Below are 25,312 nucleotides of genomic sequence, written 5' to 3'. Positions count from 1 at the left end.
GGTTCAGGTTGGGCCACCGCAGTAGAAAACCAGCTGTTTGTCCATGTACTGCGTAAAAAGCTTGGCGCCGTCATCGCCTGACTTCTTGACCTTGGCAAAAGGTATTGAAATTGCACCAGGAATGTGGCTTACCGCATATTTTGCTTCAGGTCTGGCGTCGACGATCACCACGTTCTGGTCTCTGGCGACGAGATCGGCAAGCTCATCGGTTTTTATTTCCCTGGTGCCCTCTGGCAGTTTGACCAGGGCTTTTTCCAGGGATACGGCAATATTTTCTCCTTTTTCATTGGATCTGTAATGAACGAGGATCGCTTCTCCGACCTTGAAGTCTTTGGCCGACTCTACGTTTTTAAGCACGGTGTCGTCGGTGAATTTCAACAGGAAAAAATCGTTGTCCTTCTGGGCGATGGCAATGGTTTTCGCCTTCTGGGAAATATTGGTGATCTTCCCCTTTGTTGCCTGCGCTTCTTTTCCTGTTTCCGCTTTAGCTTCACCGACCACAAAATGCGAGCCTTCCATGGGAAGGAACATGTTGGTCGAGAGCAGCAGCGAAGCGGCAAGAAACCCGCTTACCCCCCATCTCAGAATCTGTCTTTTCATACTCTACCTCTTGCGGTTATTATAGGTTATAGCGACAGATCCGGACCTGTCGCTGCATTCCAGTGCGTAGTTAAATTCTTAAACTCTTACTCGCATTGTTTGCTCGTTGCATGCAGAATTTTGCAACATCTTGGAATGAAGAAGTTTTTTTGTGGAAAATACCGGCAGCAGGGTTGAGTTGCACAGGATTCTTTGCGCCGGAAGGTTGTCAATAAATTAATTGAATTGTGTAATAATAGTATTTTTGCGCATCAATTGCAAAAAAAATGTCGGGCTCGAGTGCGAGGGAAACGGCTTAATGCGGGTGGAGCAGTGAAAAAGACAGGGGATATATGCAAAAAAAAAAACAGCGTTGCGGCCTGGGGGTCGGTGCAACGCTGTCTGGTTGGTTACGACTTGAAAGAGTCGATAAAAAGCTGGGAGATAGCGTTGCGGCCAGCATCGCTGAGGTATCTGGTTCCGCTGCCAACGAAGGTCTCGTATTCTATGCGGGGGGAATCTTCCTGCCACTGGCCCTTCCATGTGTACCACGCCTTGGTGGGCTGATCAAAAACGTGAAGAGGGCGGTTGAACATTTTAGCAAGTTCTACAGCCCAGCCGGTTCCGCCTTTGACCGATCCGTCTTCCTGAATCGATCCGACGACAAAAACCTGGTGGCCGGAGTTGATCATGTGAAAAATGGTCTGCAGTACTTTGCGTATCTTATCCGTCTCGTAATAGGTGCGGTTGAGCATTCGCGATGCGAGCTCCATGCTGATATCGCCACGTTCCAGCTGGTTTTTATCAAGAATCCTGACATTCTTGTCGCGGTAGAGTTTATGACCTTCGAAAGAATAAACAACTTCCTGAATGCCGAGCTTCTCCGCTTCTTCGCCAAAAGTGGCCTCCGACCCCTTGAGTCCGCTGGTGTAGAGTGTGTAGTTCGAAAAATCCATAAATGTCTCCTTTTTAGGGCAACCGGTAAAATAGTTCTGTGCCAGTGTAACCTCAGTTGCGGGGAAAGGCAACTGCGAGACTGCATTTGTCGATTATTTAACGATCTTTTTTCTCCCCTTGACGATAATCCGCAAGGGGGCGGGATACCCCTCAATGGTGAGAGTGGGGTCGTGCGGGTCAAGAAAATCGGTCAAGGACTCAAACTGCATCCATTCGGTCTTTCGCTGCTCTTCAGGGGTGGTGCGGCTTGAGGAAAAGAAGCTTATATCGGTGAACCCGGCCTTTTCCATCCAGTTTATCAAACATAACGCGGTAGGAACAAAATAGGTTCCGGGAACTTTGGCGTAGGTCTTCTGCGGGAACAGGGCGTACGGTTCTTCTCCGGGGATCGCCTGGGTTTCCAGGATCAGTGTGCCCCCCGGAGCAAGCGCGGTCACAATATCGCGTAGCGTGTCGATGGGAGAAGGGCGGTGATAGATAATGCCCATCAAAAACACCACATCGAAGCAGTTTGCAAAAAGGTGCAAATGTTCAACCCCAAGCAGATCGATATCCAGGTTTGAACATCCGGCCATGGCGTTGAGTGCCTTGAAACAGTAATAGTGCTGTACGGAAGGCTCGAAACCGAGGACGAACCGGGGGGCGTGTTCAGTCATCCTGAACATGTAATACCCGTTGTTGCACCCTATATCGGCCACCATTTTATCTTTTAGCTCGGGAAGTTCGGGAACTATTCTTCGCCATTTCTTATCACTGCGCCACTCGGCGTCCACATCGATCCCAAAGATTGAAAAAGGGCCTTTTCTCCACGGCATAAAGGCGCGAAGATTTTCTTTGACTGCGGCCCGGCCGGCATCGTCGATTTCATCCGCGGCGCCTATGGTCACGGTGTCGCCGGCGCAGTTGCAAGAAGTCGCCTGGTGGCGGCTCAGGGCGAGATAGGGGGTTCGGTAACGCAAAAAACCCTTTTTATCCTGGCCGACCCACTGCTGTTTTTTCAGGTGTTCCTGTTCAATTGCATCGATCTGAACCGAAGGTGGAAGAAGGGGAAAATATGTCATTGCGGCTAGGTGGGTTTATACTGTTTTGACAGCAATCATGGAGACGAAATTGAACCACTGGAAATAGGTTTCCACTGCGGTAAATCCGCATTTGGTCAGTATCTCCTTGTTCTCGGCGATGGAAAAAGGAATAAGGACGTTCTCCAGGGCTTCTCTTTTCTTGGCGATTTCAAGCTCGGAATACCCCCTTGATTTCTTGAACTGGTGATAGATGTCGATATATTCCCGGTTCAGTCTCCGGTCGTGGCTGATGATTTTTTCACTCAGGAGCAGCACTCCCCCCGGCCGCAGACATCGGTAAAGGGACTTAAGAAACGATTCGCGCTGAAGGGGACGAATAAACTGCAGGGTGTAGCCTAGAATGATCGCGCCCGCTCCCGGGTGATTGAATTGGGTGATATCCTCAAGAAGGTAGGAAACGCTGTCCTGTTTGCTGAAAAGCTCGGTTTTCAGTCGTGCCTTTTCCAGCATCGGCGCCGAATTGTCAATGCCTGTATAGCTGAATCCGCAGTCGTCGGGCAGCATGCCGGCGATGGCAAGCAGACTGGTGCCGTTGGAGCAGCCCAGGTCATAGAGTGTATCCCCAGGCGTCAGGAATTTTACCAGCAGCCGGGCGGAACTCTCGATTACCTGCTTGTAGCACGGGATGGAGCGTTCGAGCATATCGTCGAAAACTTCGACAACCCGTTCATTGAATACAAAATCCTCTTCAATGGAGTCTACTTTGAAGAGATTATCTTTTGAAGACTCGGTCATGGTCGAGGATTTTTCTACTTCTTGTACCATTTTCCGTCGGCCTTTTCGAACCAATGGCCCTTTGGCCCCCGCTCAGCGTTCATCTTCGCCCGCCGGGCACCTACAAGAGCGGCGTCCACCCCCTGTTTCTTAGCGATGGCGTCGTAAACCATGCCGCGGTCCCGGTTCTCTTCCGCGACCGTGGATGCATCCTTTTTGCTGCCAAGAAATTCCAGAAAACCCGAATTGTTTTCACCGATGATACCCTGGTCCTTAAGACTGGTTATCGCCGGCTGCCTGGCCGCCATCCTCTCCTTGATTGAGGCTGAGAAGGCAGTGTCAGCAAAAAAGAGAAAAAAACAGATTAAAATGGCAGATAAGGAAGAACAATAAAAGCTGTATTTGCGCATTGTGGCTACCTCATGTTTTATTTTGTGGTGTTATTCGGCAAGGTTCTCGTCAAGATCCCCGAAAAAGTCATCCAGGGCTTTATCCACTTTGACATTGACGTCTATTGTAATATGGATCGGTTTTATTTCCACCGGGGCAATTGCAACTTCGTGTCTGGTGCAGCCGCCGGCTGACAGAAGAGAAAACAGCACAAGTGCTATAATGGTCTGTTTTGGATATCTCGTCATGTCACATATTCTCCATTAATGATTGAAAGTTTTTCCCGTACCTAAACAGGTCCCGAAGCGGCACTGTGAAATTGACATCGAGCCGGATCGGGTGCTGTATTCCCGGTCCCCTGGAGGAGGCGACAATTCGCCCCTTATTGTATCCAAACGGGAGTGGAGCGGCGGGTTTCCCGTCAAGCTCCATGGTGAGCAGCAGGTTGTCGTCGATTGTGTTGAGCTTGAGTCTTGTCCAGTTATAGGCAAAATTTTCAAGCGCCATCAGCGAGTAGTCGAGGTAGGCACTCTGGTTCATCCCGGCCATTCCCTGCTGCAGCTGTCTGGTGTTGCCGAATTTGACTATACCACCATCGCCCGGTGTGGAAAACAGAAAACCGTCATCGAACACCAGCCCCTCTTTACCCCAACTGATCGGAATTTTACCGTTTAGCGCGCCCTCTCCTTCCGTTTCCTCCACCCCGAACTGGCTCAGCAGGTCGGTAAACCCGAGCCGGTCGCAGTAAAGTGTTGTGGAGAGCCGGTCCATGTCCCTGGTGAGCAACAGGCTTCCCAGTTCGACTTTGCCGCCGCACCACGATACCTGCCCCTTCTCAATAAAAAGCGAATTCGCATCCTCGGTGCGAAACGAAAAGATCGCTCCGCCCATGTCAATGGTGCCCGATGAGATGTTGCCTATTGTACAGATCTGGCCCGGGGCCGAACGAAATTTTGGCAGATCCGGGAAGCTGACTTTGACATCGATCCCTGACAATACGGTGTCCCCTTTAATTACGGTACCCCCGTAAAAACTCACTGTTGCTTCCGCCCTGAGGGCTGAGGTGTCGTGTTCTGCATCAACAGCTGCTTCGATGGTACCGGTTATACGAGGAATGCCCGGTGGCAAGAGTGGCGGAGGCAGTAGTGAGGAGTCGAAGGGGGTGGCGGGCAGGGTGCAGGAAAGTTTCAGGGGAAAATTGAGGAGAGCCTCACCGTTGCAGTTTACGGTCATGCGGTTGTCGAAGTCGCTTGTCAAGGTTGACTGAAAACCGATCCCCGGCTCACCAGAAAGCTGCGTGAGGGTTGAACTGAAGGTGGCAAGAGATGTGTTGCCTAAGCTCAGGTTGTCCACGGTAACAGTGCCGGCCCGAGGCGGGCTCTTGGCAGACGGCGGAGGAAACTGGAAAGGAAAGGTAAAGGCGACGCCGGATGCACGGAGATCACGCTGCAGCTCTGTCAAGGCAGGAGTCGATCCTTCGATACGTCCCCGTACGCCGGTTTGATTCATGTCGAGGAAGGTGTGAACCGTAACCGGACCTGATGAGAACCTGTTGCCGACTGTCATCGGGCCGGTCGTCACGGCCAGGTCGATGGAGGAACCTTTCCTGTCTATGGTGGCGGTGTAGTCGGCTGCAAAAGTTGGTACCACCTCTTCATTGACGGTGACGGTAACACTCCCGGCGGCGGCCGTCGTCTGGTCCTGCACCGTAATGGTACCATCAGAGGCGAGGTCTATCTGGCGAACAGTGGCAAGCGCCAGGTTTGTCAGGGAATAGTCTATTTTTTTACTGTCGCCTGTAAGGCGGATTGTAACTGGATTTTCAGGAGATTGCTGGGTTATGGAGGTTCCGTGGCTGCTCAGCCTGAAATTGTCCAGCAAAGCGGACAGCTGAAAGCTGACGAGTTGTCGAAAGTTATGCAGCCGCAGGTTGAGGGTCAGGTCCAGACTTCCTTCTGTGTCAACATTTCCTGCGGCTCCCCTGCGCGGAAGCAGCTGTGCCAGGTTTGGGATTGTGGCAGCTATGTCGATATTTTCGCCGCCCTCGTTGCTGTTTGCCTCGAGTCTTGCGGTAAGCGCGGTGTTGCCGCCGGTTTGCACAGTGGCTGAGATACTGCGCAAAACCTTGCTCCCGTCAGCCATGGTGGCAAAGTCAAGTGCTGCGCTGCCGTTGAGCAGCAGGGTGATGGCATTTTCAGCACCGCCGTCTTTGGAGTGCAGGATGATCACCCCGTTTTTGATTTTCACCGTTCTGACTGCCAGCGGCCAAGCGGACAAGGAAATCCCGGAATGGCCGTCTCGCTGGTGCGATACGGCAGGGGGCGGGGTGAGGTAAATTGTATCTCCGTCGGTTTCCAGGTTAAGGGTGACTGATTCGAGCAGCAGGGAGTCAATCTCCCGGTTTTTCAGGGATGAGAGGGTATAGTTGAGCTCAAACCGAGGCAGGGACAGAACTTCCCTGTCTTGTTGATGAAGTTCCACGGTGCCGGAAATTGTTGTCGGCGACAGCGTCGATAGCGTAATCGTCCTGATGGAAAAAGGCAGGCTGCGGGTGAGTTGCGGCAATACGTATTTTTCACAGAGCAGGGGCAGCAGCAGATAGAGGCAGACGGCCGCAAGAGCCAGTGATCCAATCAGCCAGATCAGATTTGTTGATCGTTTATTCATGATGTCCGTTGTAGGGCTGTGTTGCCGTATCGATGCTGACATGACGGTAAGCGGCAAATAATAACCTTGCCTTGTATCATACCAATCAGTATAAACTTTATGGCTTTTGGATGCACCCGCATTATTGTGTTGGCGTTCGGCGGTGAAAATACGTTTTTTCCACCTCTGTTACAGCCGGATGAGGGAAAATCTTCAAGAAAAATAAGTTGTAGCCGATTGGGGTTAGACCTTGGTGTCTGCCCTGTTTTTTATGAAACAACAGGTAGCTGATATGGCAAGTGTTATAGATTTTGATGAATTGATAGTGAAGTATAAGTCAGATCCTTTTGACTATGTAGATGTTTTTGCGGTTCACACGGGATACGTGTCATTTAAGGTAAGTGAAGGTGATGAGGTGGAAGCGCCTAGCGGCCAGTGGCTTCAGGTCCCGGGAACCAGTCTGTATGAAATTAATCGGGAAAGAAATCCGAAACTGGTCACGGCCACTACCAATGGAGAAGTGGCCAGGGTGTACGGTGAGCTCAACAATACGTTTGTAGAAGCGGGTGAAAAGTTGATGACCATCAAGCATCCGCTGAAGAAAAAAGAGATTATCGAAAATATCCTCAAGGAAGTGCTCACCCTGTTTACCGCCCCCGAGACGGCAAAGTATTTTTTTGCCATGGATATCCAGTCGCGAATCGACAAAGAAGGAGCCAGGACGGTGACCATAGATAAAGGCGACGAGATTTTCACCATGTCCCTGATGAAACGGGATACCCCGGTATATTACGACGGCGACCGGGGAGTTATTCACTCGATCTATTTCAAGCCCGGCGTCTCCGTTGAGCAGGGACAGCCTCTTGTCGGGATCTGCGCACCGGATAAATTACCCCTGATCCAGAAAATCATCACCCGGGTGAAAGCGGATTGGGATGTGGACCATTGAGTGAAAACCAGAGCCATGTTTCTTCAGCGTTTAACCCCTGAAGCGGTCGGACAAAAACTTGCAGTTTTCGCCGGGAGCGGTTTTGGAGGGTACAGCCGGTCCCGGCTTGATATAGGCAAGGTGGTTGGTTACGGACTTCAGGTTGGGTCGGTGATTCGGTGTCACCCGACTCTTCCCAGGGCAATGGATCATGCCAGGGATCTTATCGTCAGGGAGTCGGCGGCGGGCCGTTCCTTTGCTAGTGGTACAGTTATTATTGCCGAGACCATGACAAAATCAAAGGGGCGGTTTACCAGGAGCTGGCATGCGCCCCCGGGAGGCCTGTGGGGATGCATGGTTCACGCCAATACACTGCTCCCCCAGTCCAGACACTTTATCCCGATGGCGGTGGGGGTTGCCTGCTGCGAGGCGGTAGGCGAACTGGGCTGCGAGCCGGCTGCCATCCGCTGGGTCAACGATGTGTTGATAGAAGGCAGGAAGGTTGCCGGTTTTTTGGTTGAAGGATATACCGAGCCAGGTTTTAAAGAAGAGTTCAACCTGGTCGGTTTCGGCATTAACGTCAACAATTCATCGTTTCCTCCGGATCTTTCCGGGACTGCAGGGTCGGTTAGCGATTACCTGGGACGTGAGGTGGATCTGACGGATTTTGGTGTCTCGTTTCTGGCAAGACTCGCCTGGAACATCGGTCTTCTTTACCATGAAGAAGAACGCGAACTGGCTGGAAAGCCTTTTTCCGGCCGCGGTGGAATCCACGCGCTGCTGGCCCGGTGGCTGGAGCTTTCCGATACCATCGGACAGGATGTGATATATGGGTTCGATGTTGTCACCAACCCCCAGTATCCGGCACGGGTTGTCGGGGTTGATGACAGTGGAGGATTGATTCTTGAGCTCGAGGACGGCCACCGCAAAACGGAATACAGCGGCGAGGTCCGTTATCGTTGATTGTGCCCCGTTAAAGGCTCAGCCTCACCATCGCCCCGAGAAAGACGGTGTCGGTGTCGATGTCGGTGTCCTCGTTATCGAGGGAGGCGCGGTCGTTGAAACGGTAATTGGCGTAGATGTCGGCATATATGCCGGGGAGAATCTCCATGTCAAAACCGCCGCGCAAACCGAAAAAAGGCTCGTCTGCAAACTCGTCGTCACTGTACACCACTCCGATGCCCGCTGCGACATAGATCGCCTTTCCCAGCAGGATATAGGCCTGGGGAGCGATGGCCGTTTCCCCGAACCTGTCCGGCAGTAGTTCGAGGTCGGCTTCAAACCCCAAAAGACCCGCGCGGTACTGGTAGGACGCGATGAACGAAAACCCGTCGTCGTCGATGCCATTGTCGTCGCTGTCGGTAATATCGTCAAGTGTTACCCAGTAGTTGGTTCCGCCCCCCAACCGGTGCTCGGCACCAAAGCCGGTTGGGGGGAAAAAAAATATCGTCATCAGGAGAGCTGCAAGTATTGCTTTTTTCATAGTCGATTGAATGAGTTGTTTTGCAAAGTGGCACGGCTTGGAAGGTTTTGCCCGGCGACCTTGGTTTTGCAGTATTTTTGCGGAAAAAAGGCACGGTCGGTCATGGAGACCGGCAGGCCAATGAACTTATATTAATTGTTAGTTAATACAGTAAAAGTGAAAAATTATAAAGGGTTATCTTTGGGTGACTCGAAATTTTTCAGAGTTTTCCAGGATACGGCCTCCCTCTGAAAAATGTGATATCCGAAGCTGCGGGCAAGAGTCAAAGACTGTTCGAGAATGGTACCTTTCAAACTCACCCGCTGCAGGCGGTCAAGGTCGAGTTGTTGGGCGGCCCGAAGGGCTTTGATGGTGCCGTTGGCGACGGGGATAACAAAATGCCCGTCGGACCGGCAGTTCGAGCATACAATACGACCGCCCGCAGGATCAAAACGGTAAGTTGCGTCGTTGGTAAAGGGCTCGTTGCAGCCGCCACAGTTGTCGAGGTCCGGACGGTAGCCGAGCAATCCAAAATAGCGGATAAGGAAAAGGGCAAGTGTCGCCATGGGGTGGGGGGTGTGTTCGATATTATGGAGCGCCCAAAGGCTCAGACGGAAAATTTTCGGGTCAGGCTCCGCTTCCCTGGTGCCAAGCAGCAGGAATTCGACAACAATGGAGGCGATGATGTAAAGACGCGGGTTACGACGAAGGCCCGGGAAGCTCGTGTAGAGTTCGGCCTCGACAAGAAACCCCAGTGAACGGTTGGCCTTGATGGTGCTGGTGATATTTAAGAATGTGAACTGCTCCAGCTTGTTGACGAATCGCTTTTTGCTTTTCCTGGCTCCTTTGGCGATGGCTGAATGACGACCCAGCCGGTGGCCGTAAAAGGTGACGATGAGGTCGGACTCGCCGTGGTCGACGGTATCCAGGACAAGCGCATCCTCTTGCATGGTTTAAGGTGAATGGGGATTGGTCTGAAAACGGGCAGGTTGTTGCTGAGTTTCAATGCAGAAATCGTAATACGGGTTACCGGGCGATTGCTGTGAAGCAACTGCCGTGGATTGGAACTCCAGTGAGGGCATATGTTTCAGCAGCGCAAGCGGTGAACTCCCGCTACGGTCATTGTGGACCTGTTCAACAGTTTCGGGTACGGTTTGGAGGCTGCGCAACTTCTGACTGAGAAAGGTGGCAGGGTTCCATGAAAAATACCAGCAGAGAAATGCACCGAACAGCAATAGCACCAGCAGCAGCAACCCGATGGAGGAAAAAAAGAAGAATGAAGGTCTCTCGGCCATGTTGCCGACATCCTCGGAATGGAAAATGCGCACCCGGCTTTCATGGAGCCCGTCTTTTGGGTGGTGAGTTTTTTCCAGGTCATAAGACGCCAGCACTTCATCAGGATCAAGGCCGAGCAACTCGGCGTAGAGCCGGTAAAATCCCCTTGCAAAAACTTCTGCCGGAAGCTTTTCGTAGCTGCCACTTTCGATGGCGGAGAGGTTTTTCAGGGATATCTTGGTCCTGGTCGCCACAGTGTCGAGATCCAGTCCCTGCTGGTGCCTCTTAGACCGCAGATATTCTCCCAGCGGAGTGTGTTGTTGTTCGTGTTCTTCTGACATCATGATCTTGCTTCAATATTCGATTTGAGAAGCGGACCGGACCTTTTTCTTGTCCGGCCTATAGCTTCTGGATGTATGCTTTGTCCTTCAGTTGTATTACCCAGTTGCGAAACGCCTCTTCAAGTTTTGTCTGGTAAAGCTTTTCCCGGATTTCGTTCTCCACCGCTTCGTATGGGGCGGTGGTAACAATGGCCTCGTTGTTGTTCGATAGCAGCTTGAAAAACTGGTATCCCGCAGGTGTCTGGATAATGTCGCTTATTTCTCCGGGAGAGAGACCTGCCACACCTGAGCGCATTGCCGGAACCATTTCATCGAGCATGAAGACTCCGATATCGCCGCCATCGACAGCCGATGGAAGTTCCGAATATTTTCTCGCCAGGTTGTGAAAATCGTCTCCGTCGCGGGCCATCTTGTGTACCCGCGTGGCCAACTCAAAAGCACGCTTTTTGTCGTCCAGGTCGCCATCTTTCCAGTTAAAGCCGATCTGGAGCAGATAGTACCCGTCCTCTTCCATCCGGCTGGTATAGTTTTGATCGTAATAGTCGAGAACCTCCTCGTCGGAGACGATGATCTTGGACTTGACATCAATGGCAAGCAGCTTGTTCTGTAGCAGCGATGAATAGATGTTTTTCCGGTAGCTCTCTTCGGTATACCCGGAAAGCTGCAGCCTGCGCAGAAATTCACCGGAGTCAAGGCCCGCTTTCTGCCTGACGCCGCTAAAGGCCGCATCTACCTCGTCGTCGGTGACCGTGATATTGTATAACGCCGCTCGCTGTTCAACAAGACGTTGATCGATCATAGAATCCAGTGTTTTTTCCCTGACCTCGCTGATTGCCGCCTGCAGTTCCTCACCTGATTTGACCTTGGCAATGGACTGGTACAGTTCCCCTGTTTCAGCTTCGAGTTCGCTGAGGGTAATAATATCGTCGTTGACGATTGCAACCACCTTGTCAATCATTTCCGCTGACGTTGCCCGGCAAAAAAAACATGCTGAAAAGATCAGCACCAGTACCGATAAGGAGGCAGCGGGAAATGAAAACGAAAAAGAATTAAATTGTTTCATTGAATTCCTGTTCAGCAGACAAATAGTGTAGGGTAGCCTCCGGTAAAGGAGGTGCGAATGTGTTCTGCAACGATTATTTCCTGTTGTTGCCTGTCAAATTGCGCAAGAATGTAACCGGCCGTTTTAGCGTAATTTTATCCTGCGCTCTGATAGTTGTGGAATAATTTGACGCATAAGTATATCATAGAAATATGAATAATGAAATCTCTCAGGGAGTCTGTTGATGAAAAAAATAAGCAGTTCAGTAATCTGTTGCCTCTTCACAGTTATTTTCCTTTTCGGATCGACGACAGCCGGTTTGGCCGCCACCAAAATGCCAACCTTTTCCCTGGAGAGCGTGAGCGACGGGAAAAAGATCAATTCGAGTTTTTTTACCGGTAAAGTCCTGTTGCTGACCTTTTTTGCCACCTGGTGCCCGCCTTGTGCTGCGGAAGTACCGGTATTAAACGAACTGCAGCAAAAATACGGCAGGGACGGCTTTTCCGTGGTCGGTCTGTCGGTTGATCAGCAGGGAGTGTCTACCGTCGCCGAGTTTGTCGAAGAAAAACGGATCAACTATCCGGTGCTCATGGCGGGAGCGGGAACGGCCAGAGACTTTGGCGGTATTTATGGAATTCCCGTAGCGTTTCTGGTAAATCGGGCCGGGAACGTGGTGAAAAAATATACGGGCTATGTCGGCCACCAGGTGCTGGACAAGGATGTCCGGAGTCTGCTCAACTGATTGTCATTGAAAATCATTGTGTTAGGTTATCTCCCTTGCATTCCACCAAAAAATGAAATACAATGCCCGGTGTTAGCGTATCTGGAGAAATAAATATGAATTCTCAGGTGGGGCAATGCTCCTAAAAAAACTAATACACAATAAAGGAGAATAATGATGAACAGGAAGTTTGCATCTCTTATGCTGGCAGTGGTTTTTGCTCTGAGCACGGCAAGCGTTGGTTTTGCTGCAAAAGTGAACTGCACCGTTGATTCGGTTGATGGTGACAAGGTGACCATGACCTGCAAAAAGGCTGACAAGCTTGAAGCTGGTGACAAGGTGAAAGTCCAAACGAAGAAGACGGCTGCTGTCGAGGGTTGCTAATTGACATAGCCTCTTTTTTCAAGTAACATTAGGGGTCGGCTGATTTTTTTGATCAGCCGACCTTTTTTTTTGTCCCTGGTGGCTGTGGTCGATGAGCCGGATTGTCCCGCGGGCAAAGGAGTCCTGTGCATTCGTCACCCGGTGGCGGGACTTTTTGAATGGATATGGGTGTTCCGGCGGCATCGGCGGGATGGTCGATGGCTTCAATCGTGGGTTAGCCTGATGTCGTGCCGGGAGTTTATAGAGGCTTATGTTGGAGTTTTTCAAGGCGGTTATTCTGGGGGTTGTCCAGGGAGTTACGGAGTTTTTGCCGGTTTCAAGCAGCGGTCATCTTGTAATAGGCTCTCAGCTCATGAATTTTCAGGAGCAGGGGGTTGTGTTTGACGTCTGTTTGCACCTTGGGACGTTGTTGTCTGTTCTTCTTGTTTTCCGGCGGGAGATCAAGGCGATGGCAATGGCTCCGCTGCAGGTGCTGACCGGGCAAACCGATCGGGACACCAGGACTTTCTTTCTCTGGGATATATATGTTATAGTGGCAACCTTGCCTGCTGTGGTTGTCGGCCTGTTTTTCAAGGACCGGATAGAAAGTTTGTTTAGCTCGGTTCTTGTGGCTTACATAATGCTGATTGTTACCGGCATCCTGATGATCTGCGCGCGGTATCTGCCAAAAAAAGAGAAATCGCTTACCTGGTGGCGCAGCGTTTTGGTCGGCTGTGCCCAGGCGGGAGCTATTCTTCCCGGTCTCTCCAGATCCGGATCGACCATTTTCATGGGAATGGCGCTCGGGGTTCCGCGTCAGACTGTTGCCAGGTTCTCTTTTATTATGTCGATACCGGCGATCCTCGGAGCGGTGGTACTGCATTCCAAGGAGCTGCTGGCCCAGCCGCCCGCCGCTGAAATCTGGGGCAATCTTGCTGCCGGTATGGTAGTTGCTGCGGTGTCGGGGTACCTGGCAATAAAATTTTTGCTCGATATCATAGAAAAAGACCGGCTGCAGTGGTTCGGCTATTACTGCCTGCTGCTTGCTTCAGCGGGGCTTGGTTACTACGTATTAAACGTTGTTTATCCGTAATACATTAATTTTTACACCGGGCGATTCTAAATGGATATTCGTACATTACCGGAACTGGAGCGGGAAATATATAACCGTATCCGCAGTAAATACAAACTTACCTTTGACACTCTCAAGGCTGGAGAGAAAAAAATCCGGCTCCTGAAAATCGAAGATCTCGAACAATTTCTCGATGGCAAAGATCCGTTTGCCGATGTCTCCGAGTTCCCGTTCTGGATACGGCTGTGGGATAGTGCCATTATTCTGTCCTATGTCCTTGCCAACCAGCAGCGTACTGAGGGGAAGCGTCTTCTCGAGCTCGGTGCCGGACTCGGGGCTCCCGGGCTCATGGCTGCCGCCGCTGGTTTCGACGTAACCCTCAGTGATTATGAGGACATTATTCTCGATTTCCAAAGAGTGAGTGCTGCCGCCTCAAAGCTTGACAATGTCCATTTTTGTCATCTCGACTGGCTGAATCCGCCGTCCCTCGAACCTTTTGATGTACTTGCCGGTGCCGAAATTCTTTTTCGTGAAGAGTTTTTCGCCCCGCTGCTCAGGGTGTTCGACACAAGCCTCAAACCGGACGGGACGATAATGCTGGCCCATGACGCGAAGAGACAAAGCCTGTGGAAATTTCTCAAACTAGCCGGAGAAGAGTTTGATATCGCTCTTAAAGAACAGAATATCAAAAGAGACGGGAAAAATATTACGATCATAGTCAACCGGCTGCGACGTAAAAAGAAATAGAGGTTTGCAACAAAGAGGTATTTTCTGGGCGCGATATGCATCTTTATCCTATTAATCTGAATCTTGTCGATATACTCTGCGTGATTGTCGGTGGGGGCAACGTGGCTTTGAGAAAAGCCAGAGCGCTTATCGAAGCGGGCGCAAGAGTCCGGGTCATCAGTCCGGAGGTGGTCGGTCAAATTGAAAGCCTCGCAGAGAAAAAACAGCTGGAATGGTTTTCGAGAAAATTTGCCGATGGGGACCTTAAGGGCGCTTTCATGGTCTATGCCGCCACCGATAACAGGGAGGTGCAGGCAACGGTGGCCAAGCAGGCTGCCGCTTCCGGGGCGTTGCTTAACAGTGCAGACGACCCGGAGGGGAGTCATTTCCATGTCCCGGCGCATTTTCGCCGCGGCGAGATACTGGTAACGGTGTCGACCGGGGGAGGGAGCCCCGCTCTTGCAAGAAAGCTAAGGGAGTCCCTGGAAACTGTTATTTCTCCGGAATACGAAGGGGTCCTGGATCTGTTGGCCTGGATACGAACCGAGGTCCTCAGGGTGGGCGGAGAATCGGAGCGCAATAGAGAAATTTTTCGAGCCCTGCTTGACCAGGGGCTGGTCTCCCTGGTGCTGGAGGCCAAATGGTTCGATCTGCAGATGCTGCTGGTAAGGGTTTTACCAGATGAAATAGACAGCTCACAGTTTCTGAAAAAATTTCTGGAAAAATACGACAGCTTTGAAAATATGCAGGATCCCTTGCCCTGACGGTCTTGTTCAGGTGAAGATCTGTCGGGCGGGCTGTAAACACCAGGTGGAGAATAGATGAGAGAACTAAGTGATATCCTCTATATAACGGTACTAGGCGTGACCGGGGTTGCCGTTGCGGCGTATCTTGTCTATTTCGTCCGCCAGAACACCGAGGTCAGGAAGATTGCCAGGATGATCCTGGTGGCCTCCGGCGTGGTTCAGACCCTTTACATCCTGAGCCGTTTTTTTCAGGGGGGACACACCCCGATCATCTCGCAGCATGAAGCTGTCATCTTTTTTGCCTGGGCTTCCACCTGGGCTTATCTCTCTTTCAGGTGGCGCTACACGGTGAAAAATTTCGGCACATTTGTGTCCGTGCTCATCTTTGTGCTGCTGTTGATCTCGCTATTTTCCTCAAGGGAGATGCCTCCGCTGTTGCCGGCTCTGCAGAGTGCGTGGCTGCCGGTTCATGCCGGGGTGTCGGTACTGGCCTACGGGTTCCTCGCCCTGGCGTTTTGCGGCGGGGTGATGTATCTCTTGCAGGAGCGGGAGCTCAAAAGCAAAAAATTCGGTTTCTTCTTCTCCCGCTTCCCATCTCTGGATGCCCTTGATCAATTAAATAATCACTGTATTACAGCAGGGTTCATCTTTTTGACCCTGGGAATAGTAACCGGGTCCGTCTGGGCCCGGCAGGCGTGGGGCACCTACTGGCAGTGGGACCCGAAAGAGACCTGGTCACTGATTACCTGGTTTCTCTACCTGGTCCAGATTCATCAGCGCTTTACCGTCGGCTGGCGGGGCAAGAGAGCTGCGGTGATGGCTATAGTCGGCTTTGCCTCTGTTCTGTTTACCTTGTGGGGGGTAACGTATCTGCTGGGGGGGATCCATAGTTATGCCAGCTGAGAAAATCCTCCTGATGGGAGTAAACCATAAAACCACGCCTGTTGAAGTACGGGAAAAAATTGCGCTTTCAAACGGCTACGAAGCACCGCTTACCGCGCTGCGGGGGACAGAGGGGCTGCGGGAGTACTATCTTCTGTCAACCTGCAACCGCGTGGAATTCCTGCTTGTTGTCGATGACAGGGAGGCTGTCGAGGATGAAATCATCCGTTTTCTGTTCGGGGAGCAGGTCGACAAGAACAAGTGCCTTGACTACCTGTATATTCTTCGCGGCAATGACGCCGTGCACCATCTGTTCATGGTTGCTGCAAGCCTTGACTCGATGATCGTGGGCGAGGCTCAGATTCTCGGCCAGTTAAAAGAGGCATATCGCCATGCGGCCGGTCTCGGCACCACCGGTCCGCTGCTCAATAAACTGTTGCATAAATCGTTTTCGGTTGCCAAGAGAGTGCGTACCGAAACCGCCATTGGTTCGGCCGCGGTGTCCATAAGCTATGCTGCGGTACAGCTTGCCAAGAAAATTTTCGGCAACATAACAGAGAAGAAGGTTCTGCTGATCGGGGCCGGGGAAATGGCTGAGCTTGCAGCCGAACACCTGGTCGGCCAAGGGGTGAAAAAGGTTGTTGTCGCCAACAGGACCCTGTCGCGAGCCGTTGACCTGGCCAAGAGGTTTCACGGCAGCGCTGTCTCAATCGAAGAGCTGGTCGGTCAGCTGGAGTTTGTCGATATAATCATCAGTTCGACCGGGGCGACCGATATCATCCTCCACCGCGACGAGGTAAAATCGGTGATGCGGGCGAGGATGAACAAGCCGTTGTTTTTTATCGATATCGCGGTACCGCGCGATCTTGATCCGGGGCTTAATGACCTTGAAAATGTCTATCTTTATGATATCGACGACCTTAAATATGTTGTCGAAATGAATAAGACGGAGCGGGATAAGGAGGCGGTTAAGGCAACCCGGATCGTTGATGAGGAAACGTTGAAGTTTGAGCGCTATTATCAGAGCCTTGCTGTCGCGCCCACGATTCAGGAACTGCGGGAGATGATTGAACAGATATCAAGGGCCGAGCTGGCAAAGACGGTGTCGAAAATCGAGTCGATCTCGGCCAAGGATAAACAGCGGCTGGAGAAAATGGCGCTGGCCATAGGAAATAAGATTATGCATAATCCGCTCATGTACCTGAAAAACAATTCCTGTGCCGGACGGGACCGTCGTGACCAGAAGGTGTCGGCGGTAAGAGAACTGTTCGGCCTCGGCAACTCTTCGGAAAATGAGTGAGACACAGCAGCTGATAGAAAACGAGTGGTATATCGTCAGGTATTCCGGAGAAATACCCGAGATCGCCTACAATTCGGCAATTTACCATTTGACCCGCGCCAAAGACGGCCCGAAGCTGAAGCTTTCACCTGGCCAGGTAAAAGCTCTCAGGGATGCTGCGGTTGAGAGATATCGTGAAATCGTGCTGCGTGATCTGGATCACGACAATATTGATACCCCTGCGTACCGGGGGGTTGCTAGGTCGATCTGCAACCACAGGCGGTTTGTCAGGTTTTGTTCCAGGCATCAGGTCGACCCGGCAGCGGTCACGACAGAGGCAGCCCAGGCCCTTGTCCGCTTTCTCGAAGCCGAACTGAGCTTGCCCCCGTCCAGGTCAGGTCCATCTGCCTTCAACTGCAGTTATCCGGAGCTTGTTGCCTATGCCGGTGAGCTTGGAGTTGAATTTGCGCCCAGATACAAAGAGCTTGAAAAACGGTGCTGTAGTCCGGACTAGGCCGGATATTTCTTTTCGTTTTTCAAGAGTTTTTTGTGCGCCGCCTCGACAGGGTCTATATTGTAACGGTCACCAATGGTGGCGAGATAGATCTGTATATCGCCAATCTCCTCTTCTATGTGACGGAGGGTTGCGGGGTCGACGTTATCACTTTCCTCGGCGCTCATCCACTGATAAATTTCCAGCAGTTCGGCGGTTTCTACGGTAAGCGCCATGGCCAGGTTTTTCGGGCTGTGGTATTGTTGCCAGTTCCGCTTGTGAATGAAATTTCGAATTTCCGACAGTAAATTTTTCATATTACGCCTTTGTCATGGTATTTGTGGTTGGCTTCTGTTATCTCTAACAGCAGTCGGCCTGCAAGCCGGAAGTTTTGGGGATGGACAGTTGTTAGTATGGTTGCCTGCAACGGCCTAAAAGCTCAACGGTTGTTGGAATTTCCAGAGAGATACAATTGGTACAATGAATTTTTCAAATAAAAAACTTTTTTTTCTGCCGCTGCTGCTATGTCTTTTCCTAGTCCCCCCAAGTTTTGGACAAACCGGGTACGGACAGAAGTTTGATCGTAAGCGTAACCGCCTGATCGGGTATATCCTGTCCCAGCAGCTTCCAGCTCTTCATTACAGCGCCAAGGCTCTTGACGATGAACTTTCCCAGGCAGCCTTTCACCTCTATATCAACCAGCTCGATTACCAGAAAAGATTCCTGGTCCGGGCGGATATAGCAAAACTCAAATCCTATTCCCTTGAAATTGACAACAACCTCGCAAGCGGCAAGATCGTACTGCCGGATACCGGATATGAGATACTTAACCAGAGAATCAACCAGGTCCAGGCGATGGTTGACAGGATGCTCGGGGAACACCGGATTTCAGGACTTGGCAGCAAGGAGGAGCAGCACCGGTTTCACAAAGGATTTGTCGATTACCAGATAAAAAGCGGAGAAACTCTGTTCTCGGTTGCCAGTAAATTTACCGGGGTGACGGTTGATGACATAAAAGCCGACAACGCACTTGTTGATCCGTCCAAAATCGAGGCTGGCCAGGTCCTGAAAATACGTCAGTTCGGTTCTGCGTCACCTGGGCTGGTGGTCGGCAATTTTACGGTTACAAGGGAAGAGTTCTACCAGAGCGATCCTGAAAAAAACGATTTTGCAGCGGACCTGGAAAGTCTTGGCGACAGGTGGCGGCAGATCCTCAAGCTCCAGCTTGTCTCGCAGTATCTGGATCTGGAGGAGGAACGTGACGCCAACCTGACAGCAAAAGAGCAGGACGATAAAACGGTCAAGTCGGACCGGGATCTTTGGCTGGAAGCGATCGAAAAGGTGAAAAAACGCAATCGCAGTTTCTTCCAGCGCCTCAGGCAGGAGACGCTGCAGGATCATTACGACCGTTTTTTCAACTGCGTGACCCGGGCATTCGGCCCGCACACCAACTATATTCCCCCTGCCGGTAAAGAACAGTTTGATATCAGCATGCGCGGCAGCCTGGAGGGGATCGGCGCGCTGCTGCGTGAAGACGACGGGTTTATAAAGGTGGTGCGGATAATCCCGGGCAGCGCTTCCGCCAGGCAGGGAATGCTCGAGGCTGAAGATATCATTCTTGAAGTGGCGCAGGAGGGGGAAGAGCCGGTAGACATCACCGAGATGCGGTTGCGGGATGCAGTAAGGCTTATCCGCGGCCCCAAAGGTGAGGCTGTTACCTTAACCGTCAAAAAAGGAGATGGAACCAAAAAGGCCATAACGATTGTAAGGGATGTGGTCCAGATAGAGGAGACCTTTGTCAAAAGTACGGTTCTAGACTCTGAAAACGGCGGGAAAATTGGTTACATTTTTATCCCCAGCTTCTATCGCGATTTCGAGGGGGCAAGAAATGCCGGCCGTGCCAGGAACTCGACCGATGACACCAGGGCGGAAATCGAAAAACTCAAGGAAAAATTCGTTGACGGGATAATCCTCGATCTGCGCGACGACGGCGGCGGAGCCCTCGTTGACGCTGTCGATATTACCGGCCTGTTCATCGAGGTCGGCCCGGTGGTCCAGGTCAAAAACAGTTTTGGTGAAAAGCGGGTGCTCAGTGACAAAAACGGCGCCATCTATTATGACGGTCCGCTGGTGGTTCTCGTCAACAAGTTCTCCGCCTCGGCTTCGGAAATCGTCGCCGCCGCCCTGCAGGACTACAAGAGGGCTGTCATTGTCGGCGGAACACATACCCATGGTAAAGGGTCGGTCCAGACCATCCTCGATCTCAATGAGAGAATACCGCTTCTGCACCTCAAGAAATACGATGATCTCGGCGCGCTGAAGATTATGGTCCAGAAGTTTTACCGGATAAACGGGAGCTCTACGCAATATAAAGGGGTGGAGCCGGACATCGTGTTGCCGAATCTGCTCGAGCACATCAAGTCCGGGGAGCGTTACCTCGATTACAGCCTGCCCTGGGACTCGATAGAAGCGGTACCCTACAGCTTGTGGAGGAGCCCTTTTGACCTGGAGAAGATCAAAAACAGGTCGAGGACGCGTGTGGCTGCGGATAAGGGACTGAAAATAATCGAGGAAGAAGAGCAGAAGGCTGCGGCCAGAAGCAAAGATACCATGGTCTCGCTCAATTTGGCTGACATGAGAGGCAAGCGGGAAGAATCTGAGGAGATGCGCCAGAAGGTCGGTGAGTATTATAAAAGATTCCGTGACGAGAGTCTTGTGGACGAGCTGGATGGCGACCTGGGCGATGCAGACGAACAGAACCCGCCGGAAGAATGGCTGAGCGAGGTCAACGGCGATCCATACATCCGTGAAGCGATAAATATCGTAGGCGATATAATCGAATATTCCCGGTAAAAAAACCGTGTGAAACTCAACTTTACAGATGTTCGCGCAGGGTTTCCGGAAACAAAAATCTACTTGAAAAACTAGGGAAAAGATGCTAGAAATGGCCCTTTATGAATGGCCATTCAGGGCCTTGTTTTAAGATGTTAGCAGTTGTGAAAGTAAAAAATAGCCAGCTGAAAGGGTAGGTTGTTCATGGATCTCGCTGAAGGTTTTCGGAACCATAAAGAAAAAATAATTAACAAGTGGGTGGAGTATACGCTTTCATCCTACGGTTCTTCGAAGTTTTTTAAAAAGGAGCGAGACCAATTTGCCAATCCGGTTGGGGGCAATACGCGGGAAGCATTGACCGCACTGTTTTCTCTTCTGGCAAAAGGCGAAGACAGCCAGCAGTTCAAAAAGCCCCTTGAGCAGTTGCTTGCCATCAGGGCGGTGCAGGAATTTTCACCGTCTCAGGCTGTTGCGCCGCTTAACGCAGTAAAACACATCACCCGGGAAGTTTTCAAGGCTGACAAGGAAAGAAGACATCTTGTCGACGAGTTGTATGATTTTGATTTCGCCGTCGATCTGGCGGTGCTGGCAGCCTTCGATATCTACATGCGGTTTCGTGAACGGCTCTACAAAGTGCGGATTGACGAAATTCGTTCTGGAAATCATGTTTTAACGGACGCCAAGTGTCCATCGAACTTGCTGTCTGAAAAAAATAAATAAGGTTTTTTCTTAGGTCAACGGTATTTAACCGGTATTCAGCAGTCGAGGCAGGGGGTGCGGCTGTCATGGATTCCACAAACAGTTCAATTGAAGCGAGGTAAGAAATGAAGTATGCCTTCTCATTCCTGGCAGTCATAGCGTTGGTATTGATTGCCTGGCTCGGATCACAGATCCCAGGGATGCCCTACCTGTTTGGCGTAGCTTTCCCGTATCTGGCACTGATGATCTTCCTTGGTGGCTTTGTCTATAGAGTGGTGTACTGGGCGAAATCCCCGGTACCTTTTTCTATCCAGACAACTTGCGGCCAGGGAAAATCGCTGGATTTCATCAAGCATAACAAACTTGAGGCGCCTAACACTACGGCAGAGGTTGCGGCAAGAATGTTTTTGGAAATTGTCACTTTCAGGTCACTGTTCAGAAACACCAAATCTGAGATTCACGATGGCCCTCAGATCACTTATGAGTCATCAAAGTGGCTCTGGCTGTTTGCCCTGATTTTTCATTATTCCTTCCTGATGATCGTCCTCAGGCACCTGCGTCTTTTTCTTGATCCGGTACCTTTCTGGATCGGCTGGCTCGAGTTTGGCGACGGGATTTTTCAGGTTGGTGCTCCGACCTGGTATGTTACCGATGTCGGCTTGCTGCTCGGCTGTCTCCTGCTCTTTTCAAGAAGGCTGATCAACCGCCATGTACGTGTTATTTCCCTGGTAAACGATTATTTCCCGCTGGTGCTCATCTTTACCATAGCGCTGACCGGAATTCTTATGCGGTACGTGGTGCGCACCGATATAGATATCGTCAATATCAAGCAGCTCGCCGTTGGCCTTGTTACCTTCTCTCCGACCATAGGAAGTGAGATCGGGGCTATTTTCTACATCCACCTCTTTCTGGTCTGTGTCCTGCTTGCCTATTTTCCGTTCAGCAAATTGATGCACCTGGGGGGAGTGTTCATGAGTCCCACCAGAAACATGAAGAACAACAGCCGTGCGGTTCGCCACGTAAATCCATGGAATCCGGAAATTAAACCTCACTCCTATGCGGCCTATGAGGATGAGTTCCGTGAGTTTATGGTGGAAGCCGGAATTCCTGTGGAAAAGGAATTGTCTCCTGCAAAGGATGAGGCAGATAAATCGATCCAAAACTAAGCTTATAAGGATTAGACAACGATGTCAGTTCCCAAATTAGAACAATTATCGAAAAGCGTAGTGCAGGGACCATCCTTGGCGACAGGAGCGATACCTACCATGGATTGGATGGATATTCCGGTTGCTTTCAAGCCTGGCAATTACGCCTACCCTGCAAAGGCGGAAAAAGTAGCATATCTCGACAGCCAGAAAGGGCTGCACTTTCCAAACTCCAGAGAGTGGTCGCCGGAAGATGACGACTGGAAACTGCCGGAAAACTGGAAGGATATAATCATCAAGGGGTTAGCTGAACGACTCGAAAAGTTCCGATCTCTGAAGATTTTCATGGATTGCTGCGTACGGTGCGGCGCATGTGCGGACAAGTGTCATTTCTTCCTCGGAACGGGAGATCCGAAAAACATGCCGGTATTGCGTGCCGAACTGCTGCGCTCAGTATACCGCAACGACTTCACCCTGGCCGGAAAGATTCTCGGTAAAATGGCCGGAGCAAGAGAAATGACCGTCGGCGTACTCAAGGAGTGGTTCATGTACTCCTACCAGTGCACCGAATGCCGGAGATGCTCTGTGTTCTGTCCGTACGGTATTGATACCGCAGAGGTTACCATGATGCTTCGCGAGCTGCTGCATCTGGTCGGGGTGGGGATCAACTGGATTCTCGAGCCCGCCTCCAACTCAAACCGTACCGGTAATCACATGGGGCTGCAGCCTCACACTTTCAAGGACAACGTCGAGTTTCTGGTAGACGATGTTGAGAACCTGACCGGTGTCCGGCCTAACATCAGCTTTAACAGAAAGGGCGCGGAGATCCTGTTTATCACCCCGTCCGCTGACGTTTTTGCCGAGCCCGGCCTCTATACCGCCATGGGCTATATGATCCTGTTTGAAGCGATAGGCCTCGACTATACCTGGTCGACCTATGCATCTGAGGGAGGAAACTTCGGTCTGTTCACCAATAACGAGACCATGAAAAAACTCAACGCGAAGATGTATGCCGAAGCGGAACGGCTCGGTGTCAAATACATTCTCGGCGGTGAGTGCGGTCATATGTGGCGGGTGCTGCATCAGTACATGGACACCATGAACGGCCCCGCAGATTTTCTTGAAAAGCCGGTTTCACCCATCACCGGCACCGTATTTGAAAATGCCGCGTCGACCAAGATGGTTCATATCAGCGAATTTACCGCCGACCTTATCCGCCACGGCAAGCTCAAGCTCGACAAAAGCCGCAACAAGCACGTCAAGGCCACCTGGCACGACTCCTGTAACACCGCGCGGGCCATGGGGCTGCTGGATGAGCCGCGCTATATCCTCGACCATGTCGTCGACTGGGTGGAAATGCCGGAAAACACCATCCGTGAACAGACCTTCTGCTGCGGTTCGGGAACAGGGCTCAATACCGACGAAATTATGGAACTGAGAATGCGCGCCGGGCTGCCCAGGGCAAATGCAGTCAAGTATGTACACGAAAAATTCGATGTAAACATGCTGGCGTGTGTCTGTGCAATCGACCGTGCAACACTCACTTCTCTTATGAATTACTGGAATCCTGAGGTCGGGGTGTGCGGGCTCACTGAACTTGTGGCCAACGCAATAGTTCAGGAGGGAGAGACCCGTCCGGAACTCGAGGAAGGCCTCCGTACCATGCTCTTTTAAATCCTGAACAGAACATAGGAGTAAAGTAATGTACAACAAAGTAACAATTATACCGGGACTGATAATATTCGTCCTGCTTGTAACTTTTCCGCTCTGGTTCAATGCGTTCTCGACTGCTAGCACGGTACCCAAGGTCGAGTTGCCACCCGGCGGTGAAAAACAATGTGTCGCACCTGCTGCCGAGATGCGTGCGAGTCATATGCAAATGCTCAATGAATGGCGAGACGACGTACTGCGCAACGGAAACCGCACCACAGTTACCGTAGAAGGAAAGGTTTATCGTAAAGGTCTGCAGATGGCTTGTATGGAATGTCATACCAACAAAGAGAAGTTCTGTGATTCCTGTCACGAGTACGCATCTGTCACCCCGTACTGCTGGGATTGCCATTTGACCCCATCGCTGGCAGCGTCAAAGAAGGAGACACACTAATGGATAAGAAAAGAAGAAAGTTTTTAAAAGTTGCGGGTGCAACAGCACTGGCAGGGATTAGCGCCCCCGCTGTGGTCAAACTGACTTCCACTCCTGCTCTTGCTTCCTCAGGTCACGGCGCAGTTGCTGAAGGTCAGGGGAATAGCGACGCCTCCCACAAGCAGGAAACGCCCTCCGGCGTACGGTTGGGCATGGTGTTTGACATGAGGAAGTTCTACGGTCACCCGGAGCTGATGGACAAGGCGATCAACGCCTGTAACAAGGCCCATAACATTCCCCAGATCGACTCCAAGAAATCTGAGATTAAATGGATCTGGAGAGCGCCTTTTAACAACGTGTTCCCGGAGCATTCAGCGTATCATGCCTCCGAGAGCACCGAGAATAACGACTTCATGGCCGTATGTAATCACTGCGATGAGCCACCCTGCGTAAGGGTGTGTCCGACCAAGGCTACCTTTGTCCTTGAGAAGAGCGGGATTGTGGCGATGGATTATCACCGGTGCATCGGCTGCCGTTTCTGTATGATGGGCTGTCCTTACGGGGCCAGGAGTTTCAACTGGTTCGATCCTCGCCCGTATATCAAGGAGTACAACCCCGAATTTCCCACCAGGATGCGCGGTGTCGTCGAGAAATGCAATTTCTGCGGTGAACGGCTCGCCAAAGGACTGGAGCCCGCCTGTGTTGAAGCTTTAAAAGAGGTCGGCGCAATAACCTTTGGTGATCTAAATGATCCGGACTCGGAAATCGCCAAGATTCTCAGGGAGAATCACACGATTCAGAGAAAACCGGCTCTTGGAACTAAACCGTCAGTCTTTTACATAGTGTGAGGGAGTC

28 protein-coding genes are annotated in these 25,312 nt (G+C 51.3%); 16 read left to right on the top strand and 12 right to left on the bottom strand.

Annotated features, from left to right (window positions below; genetic code table 11):
• Positions 1-3 precede the first annotated feature (3 nt).
• The 7 genes from BLQ17_RS06725 to BLQ17_RS06695 form a co-directional block, all read right to left on the bottom strand.
• A complete protein-coding gene (locus BLQ17_RS06725) occupies positions 4-600 on the bottom strand; it encodes a rhodanese-like domain-containing protein (RefSeq protein ID WP_092221121.1) in 597 nt (198 codons plus the stop codon).
• A 389-nt stretch (positions 601-989) separates the two neighbouring features.
• Positions 990-1,535 carry a hypothetical protein gene (locus BLQ17_RS06720; protein ID WP_092221118.1) on the bottom strand — a complete coding sequence of 182 codons (546 nt, stop codon included), beginning with the start codon at positions 1,533-1,535 and terminating at the stop codon, positions 990-992.
• 93 nt (positions 1,536-1,628) lie between these two features.
• On the bottom strand, positions 1,629-2,597 hold the full coding sequence (gene cmoB / locus BLQ17_RS06715) for a tRNA 5-methoxyuridine(34)/uridine 5-oxyacetic acid(34) synthase CmoB (protein WP_092221116.1): 969 nt from the start codon (positions 2,595-2,597) through the stop codon (positions 1,629-1,631).
• 15 nt (positions 2,598-2,612) lie between these two features.
• Positions 2,613-3,383, bottom strand: coding sequence for a carboxy-S-adenosyl-L-methionine synthase CmoA (gene cmoA, locus BLQ17_RS06710; RefSeq protein ID WP_245695014.1), 771 nt, complete (start codon positions 3,381-3,383; stop codon positions 2,613-2,615).
• Complete coding sequence (locus BLQ17_RS06705; RefSeq protein WP_218121731.1) at positions 3,368-3,640, bottom strand: YdbL family probable chaperone protein; 273 nt, start codon at positions 3,638-3,640, stop codon at positions 3,368-3,370. The genes cmoA and BLQ17_RS06705 overlap by 16 nt, the downstream gene beginning before the upstream one ends.
• Positions 3,641-3,772: 132 nt before the next feature.
• Positions 3,773-3,970 carry a YnbE family lipoprotein gene (locus BLQ17_RS06700; protein WP_092221111.1) on the bottom strand — a complete coding sequence of 66 codons (198 nt, stop codon included), beginning with the start codon at positions 3,968-3,970 and terminating at the stop codon, positions 3,773-3,775.
• A gap of 1 nt (position 3,971) precedes the next feature.
• Positions 3,972-6,389, bottom strand: a complete 2,418-nt coding sequence (locus BLQ17_RS06695) for an intermembrane phospholipid transport YdbH family protein (RefSeq protein ID WP_176761117.1) — start codon at positions 6,387-6,389, stop codon at positions 3,972-3,974.
• 271 nt (positions 6,390-6,660) lie between these two features.
• On the opposite strand from BLQ17_RS06695, the gene BLQ17_RS06690 reads away from it, so the two are divergent.
• Positions 6,661-7,317, top strand: coding sequence for a biotin/lipoyl attachment domain-containing protein (locus tag BLQ17_RS06690; protein ID WP_092221105.1), 657 nt, complete (start codon positions 6,661-6,663; stop codon positions 7,315-7,317).
• Positions 7,318-8,259, top strand: a complete 942-nt coding sequence (locus BLQ17_RS06685; protein WP_092221102.1) for a biotin--[acetyl-CoA-carboxylase] ligase — start codon at positions 7,318-7,320, stop codon at positions 8,257-8,259.
• A gap of 10 nt (positions 8,260-8,269) precedes the next feature.
• On the opposite strand, the gene BLQ17_RS06680 is transcribed toward BLQ17_RS06685, so the two are convergent.
• From BLQ17_RS06680 to BLQ17_RS06665, 4 genes are all read right to left on the bottom strand, one after another.
• Positions 8,270-8,779 (bottom strand): hypothetical protein, encoded by a 510-nt coding sequence (locus tag BLQ17_RS06680; protein WP_245695012.1) that lies wholly within the window; start codon positions 8,777-8,779, stop codon positions 8,270-8,272.
• Between the two features lie 164 nt (positions 8,780-8,943).
• Positions 8,944-9,708: a DNA repair protein RecO gene (recO, locus tag BLQ17_RS06675; protein WP_092221099.1), complete on the bottom strand. Its 765-nt coding sequence runs from the start codon at positions 9,706-9,708 to the stop codon at positions 8,944-8,946.
• 3 nt (positions 9,709-9,711) lie between these two features.
• Positions 9,712-10,377, bottom strand: a complete 666-nt coding sequence (locus BLQ17_RS06670; RefSeq protein ID WP_092221097.1) for a helix-turn-helix domain-containing protein — start codon at positions 10,375-10,377, stop codon at positions 9,712-9,714.
• Positions 10,378-10,432: 55 nt separating this feature from the next.
• Positions 10,433-11,437 (bottom strand): SurA N-terminal domain-containing protein, encoded by a 1,005-nt coding sequence (locus tag BLQ17_RS06665; RefSeq protein WP_092221094.1) that lies wholly within the window; start codon positions 11,435-11,437, stop codon positions 10,433-10,435.
• 223 nt (positions 11,438-11,660) lie between these two features.
• Between BLQ17_RS06665 and BLQ17_RS06660 the strand changes: the two genes are divergently transcribed.
• The 8 genes from BLQ17_RS06660 (at position 11,661) to BLQ17_RS06625 (ending at position 17,719) form a co-directional block, all read left to right on the top strand.
• A complete protein-coding gene (locus tag BLQ17_RS06660) occupies positions 11,661-12,158 on the top strand; it encodes a TlpA family protein disulfide reductase (RefSeq protein ID WP_092221091.1) in 498 nt (165 codons plus the stop codon).
• A gap of 153 nt (positions 12,159-12,311) precedes the next feature.
• The gene (gene extJ / locus BLQ17_RS06655; protein ID WP_245695010.1) at positions 12,312-12,521 is read left to right on the top strand and encodes a selenite/tellurite reduction operon protein ExtJ; all 210 of its coding nucleotides are present in this window, start codon (positions 12,312-12,314) and stop codon (positions 12,519-12,521) included.
• Between the two features lie 250 nt (positions 12,522-12,771).
• Complete coding sequence (gene uppP / locus BLQ17_RS06650) at positions 12,772-13,593, top strand: undecaprenyl-diphosphatase UppP (RefSeq protein WP_092221085.1); 822 nt, start codon at positions 12,772-12,774, stop codon at positions 13,591-13,593.
• 30 nt (positions 13,594-13,623) lie between these two features.
• Complete coding sequence (locus BLQ17_RS06645) at positions 13,624-14,319, top strand: class I SAM-dependent methyltransferase (protein ID WP_092221083.1); 696 nt, start codon at positions 13,624-13,626, stop codon at positions 14,317-14,319.
• Positions 14,320-14,354: 35 nt separating this feature from the next.
• Positions 14,355-15,062, top strand: coding sequence for a precorrin-2 dehydrogenase/sirohydrochlorin ferrochelatase family protein (locus tag BLQ17_RS06640; protein WP_092221080.1), 708 nt, complete (start codon positions 14,355-14,357; stop codon positions 15,060-15,062).
• Between the two features lie 57 nt (positions 15,063-15,119).
• Positions 15,120-15,947: a c-type cytochrome biogenesis protein CcsB gene (ccsB, locus tag BLQ17_RS06635; protein WP_092221077.1), complete on the top strand. Its 828-nt coding sequence runs from the start codon at positions 15,120-15,122 to the stop codon at positions 15,945-15,947.
• A complete protein-coding gene (gene hemA, locus BLQ17_RS06630; protein ID WP_092221074.1) occupies positions 15,937-17,226 on the top strand; it encodes a glutamyl-tRNA reductase in 1,290 nt (429 codons plus the stop codon). Before ccsB ends, hemA begins: the two co-directional genes overlap by 11 nt.
• Positions 17,219-17,719 carry a hypothetical protein gene (locus BLQ17_RS06625; RefSeq protein WP_092221071.1) on the top strand — a complete coding sequence of 167 codons (501 nt, stop codon included), beginning with the start codon at positions 17,219-17,221 and terminating at the stop codon, positions 17,717-17,719. Before hemA ends, BLQ17_RS06625 begins: the two co-directional genes overlap by 8 nt.
• Here BLQ17_RS06625 and BLQ17_RS06620 read toward each other — a convergent pair.
• Entirely contained in the window at positions 17,716-18,015 is a 300-nt protein-coding gene (locus tag BLQ17_RS06620; protein ID WP_092221067.1) for a nucleotide pyrophosphohydrolase, read from the bottom strand. The genes BLQ17_RS06625 and BLQ17_RS06620 overlap by 4 nt on opposite strands.
• A 163-nt stretch (positions 18,016-18,178) precedes the next feature.
• Between BLQ17_RS06620 and BLQ17_RS06615 the strand changes: the two genes are divergently transcribed.
• The 6 genes from BLQ17_RS06615 to dsrO all read left to right on the top strand — a co-directional run bounded on the left by BLQ17_RS06615 (position 18,179) and on the right by dsrO (position 25,305).
• On the top strand, positions 18,179-20,551 hold the full coding sequence (locus tag BLQ17_RS06615) for a carboxy terminal-processing peptidase (RefSeq protein WP_176761116.1): 2,373 nt from the start codon (positions 18,179-18,181) through the stop codon (positions 20,549-20,551).
• Positions 20,552-20,734: 183 nt separating this feature from the next.
• Complete coding sequence (locus BLQ17_RS06610; RefSeq protein ID WP_092221064.1) at positions 20,735-21,250, top strand: RsbRD N-terminal domain-containing protein; 516 nt, start codon at positions 20,735-20,737, stop codon at positions 21,248-21,250.
• Positions 21,251-21,354: 104 nt separating this feature from the next.
• Positions 21,355-22,395: a sulfate reduction electron transfer complex DsrMKJOP subunit DsrM gene (dsrM, locus tag BLQ17_RS06605; RefSeq protein ID WP_092221061.1), complete on the top strand. Its 1,041-nt coding sequence runs from the start codon at positions 21,355-21,357 to the stop codon at positions 22,393-22,395.
• A gap of 21 nt (positions 22,396-22,416) precedes the next feature.
• Positions 22,417-24,048: a sulfate reduction electron transfer complex DsrMKJOP subunit DsrK gene (dsrK, locus tag BLQ17_RS06600; protein ID WP_092221058.1), complete on the top strand. Its 1,632-nt coding sequence runs from the start codon at positions 22,417-22,419 to the stop codon at positions 24,046-24,048.
• Positions 24,049-24,076: 28 nt separating this feature from the next.
• The gene (gene dsrJ, locus BLQ17_RS06595) at positions 24,077-24,478 is read left to right on the top strand and encodes a sulfate reduction electron transfer complex DsrMKJOP subunit DsrJ (RefSeq protein ID WP_092221053.1); all 402 of its coding nucleotides are present in this window, start codon (positions 24,077-24,079) and stop codon (positions 24,476-24,478) included.
• Positions 24,478-25,305: a sulfate reduction electron transfer complex DsrMKJOP subunit DsrO gene (gene dsrO / locus BLQ17_RS06590; RefSeq protein ID WP_092221050.1), complete on the top strand. Its 828-nt coding sequence runs from the start codon at positions 24,478-24,480 to the stop codon at positions 25,303-25,305. Before dsrJ ends, dsrO begins: the two co-directional genes overlap by 1 nt.
• The last annotated feature ends 7 nt before the right edge of the window (positions 25,306-25,312 follow it).

The organism is Desulforhopalus singaporensis (genome assembly GCF_900104445.1).
GTDB lineage: Bacteria > Desulfobacterota > Desulfobulbia > Desulfobulbales > Desulfocapsaceae > Desulforhopalus_A > Desulforhopalus_A singaporensis.
This window is presented reverse-complemented; position numbering and strand designations above follow the sequence as displayed.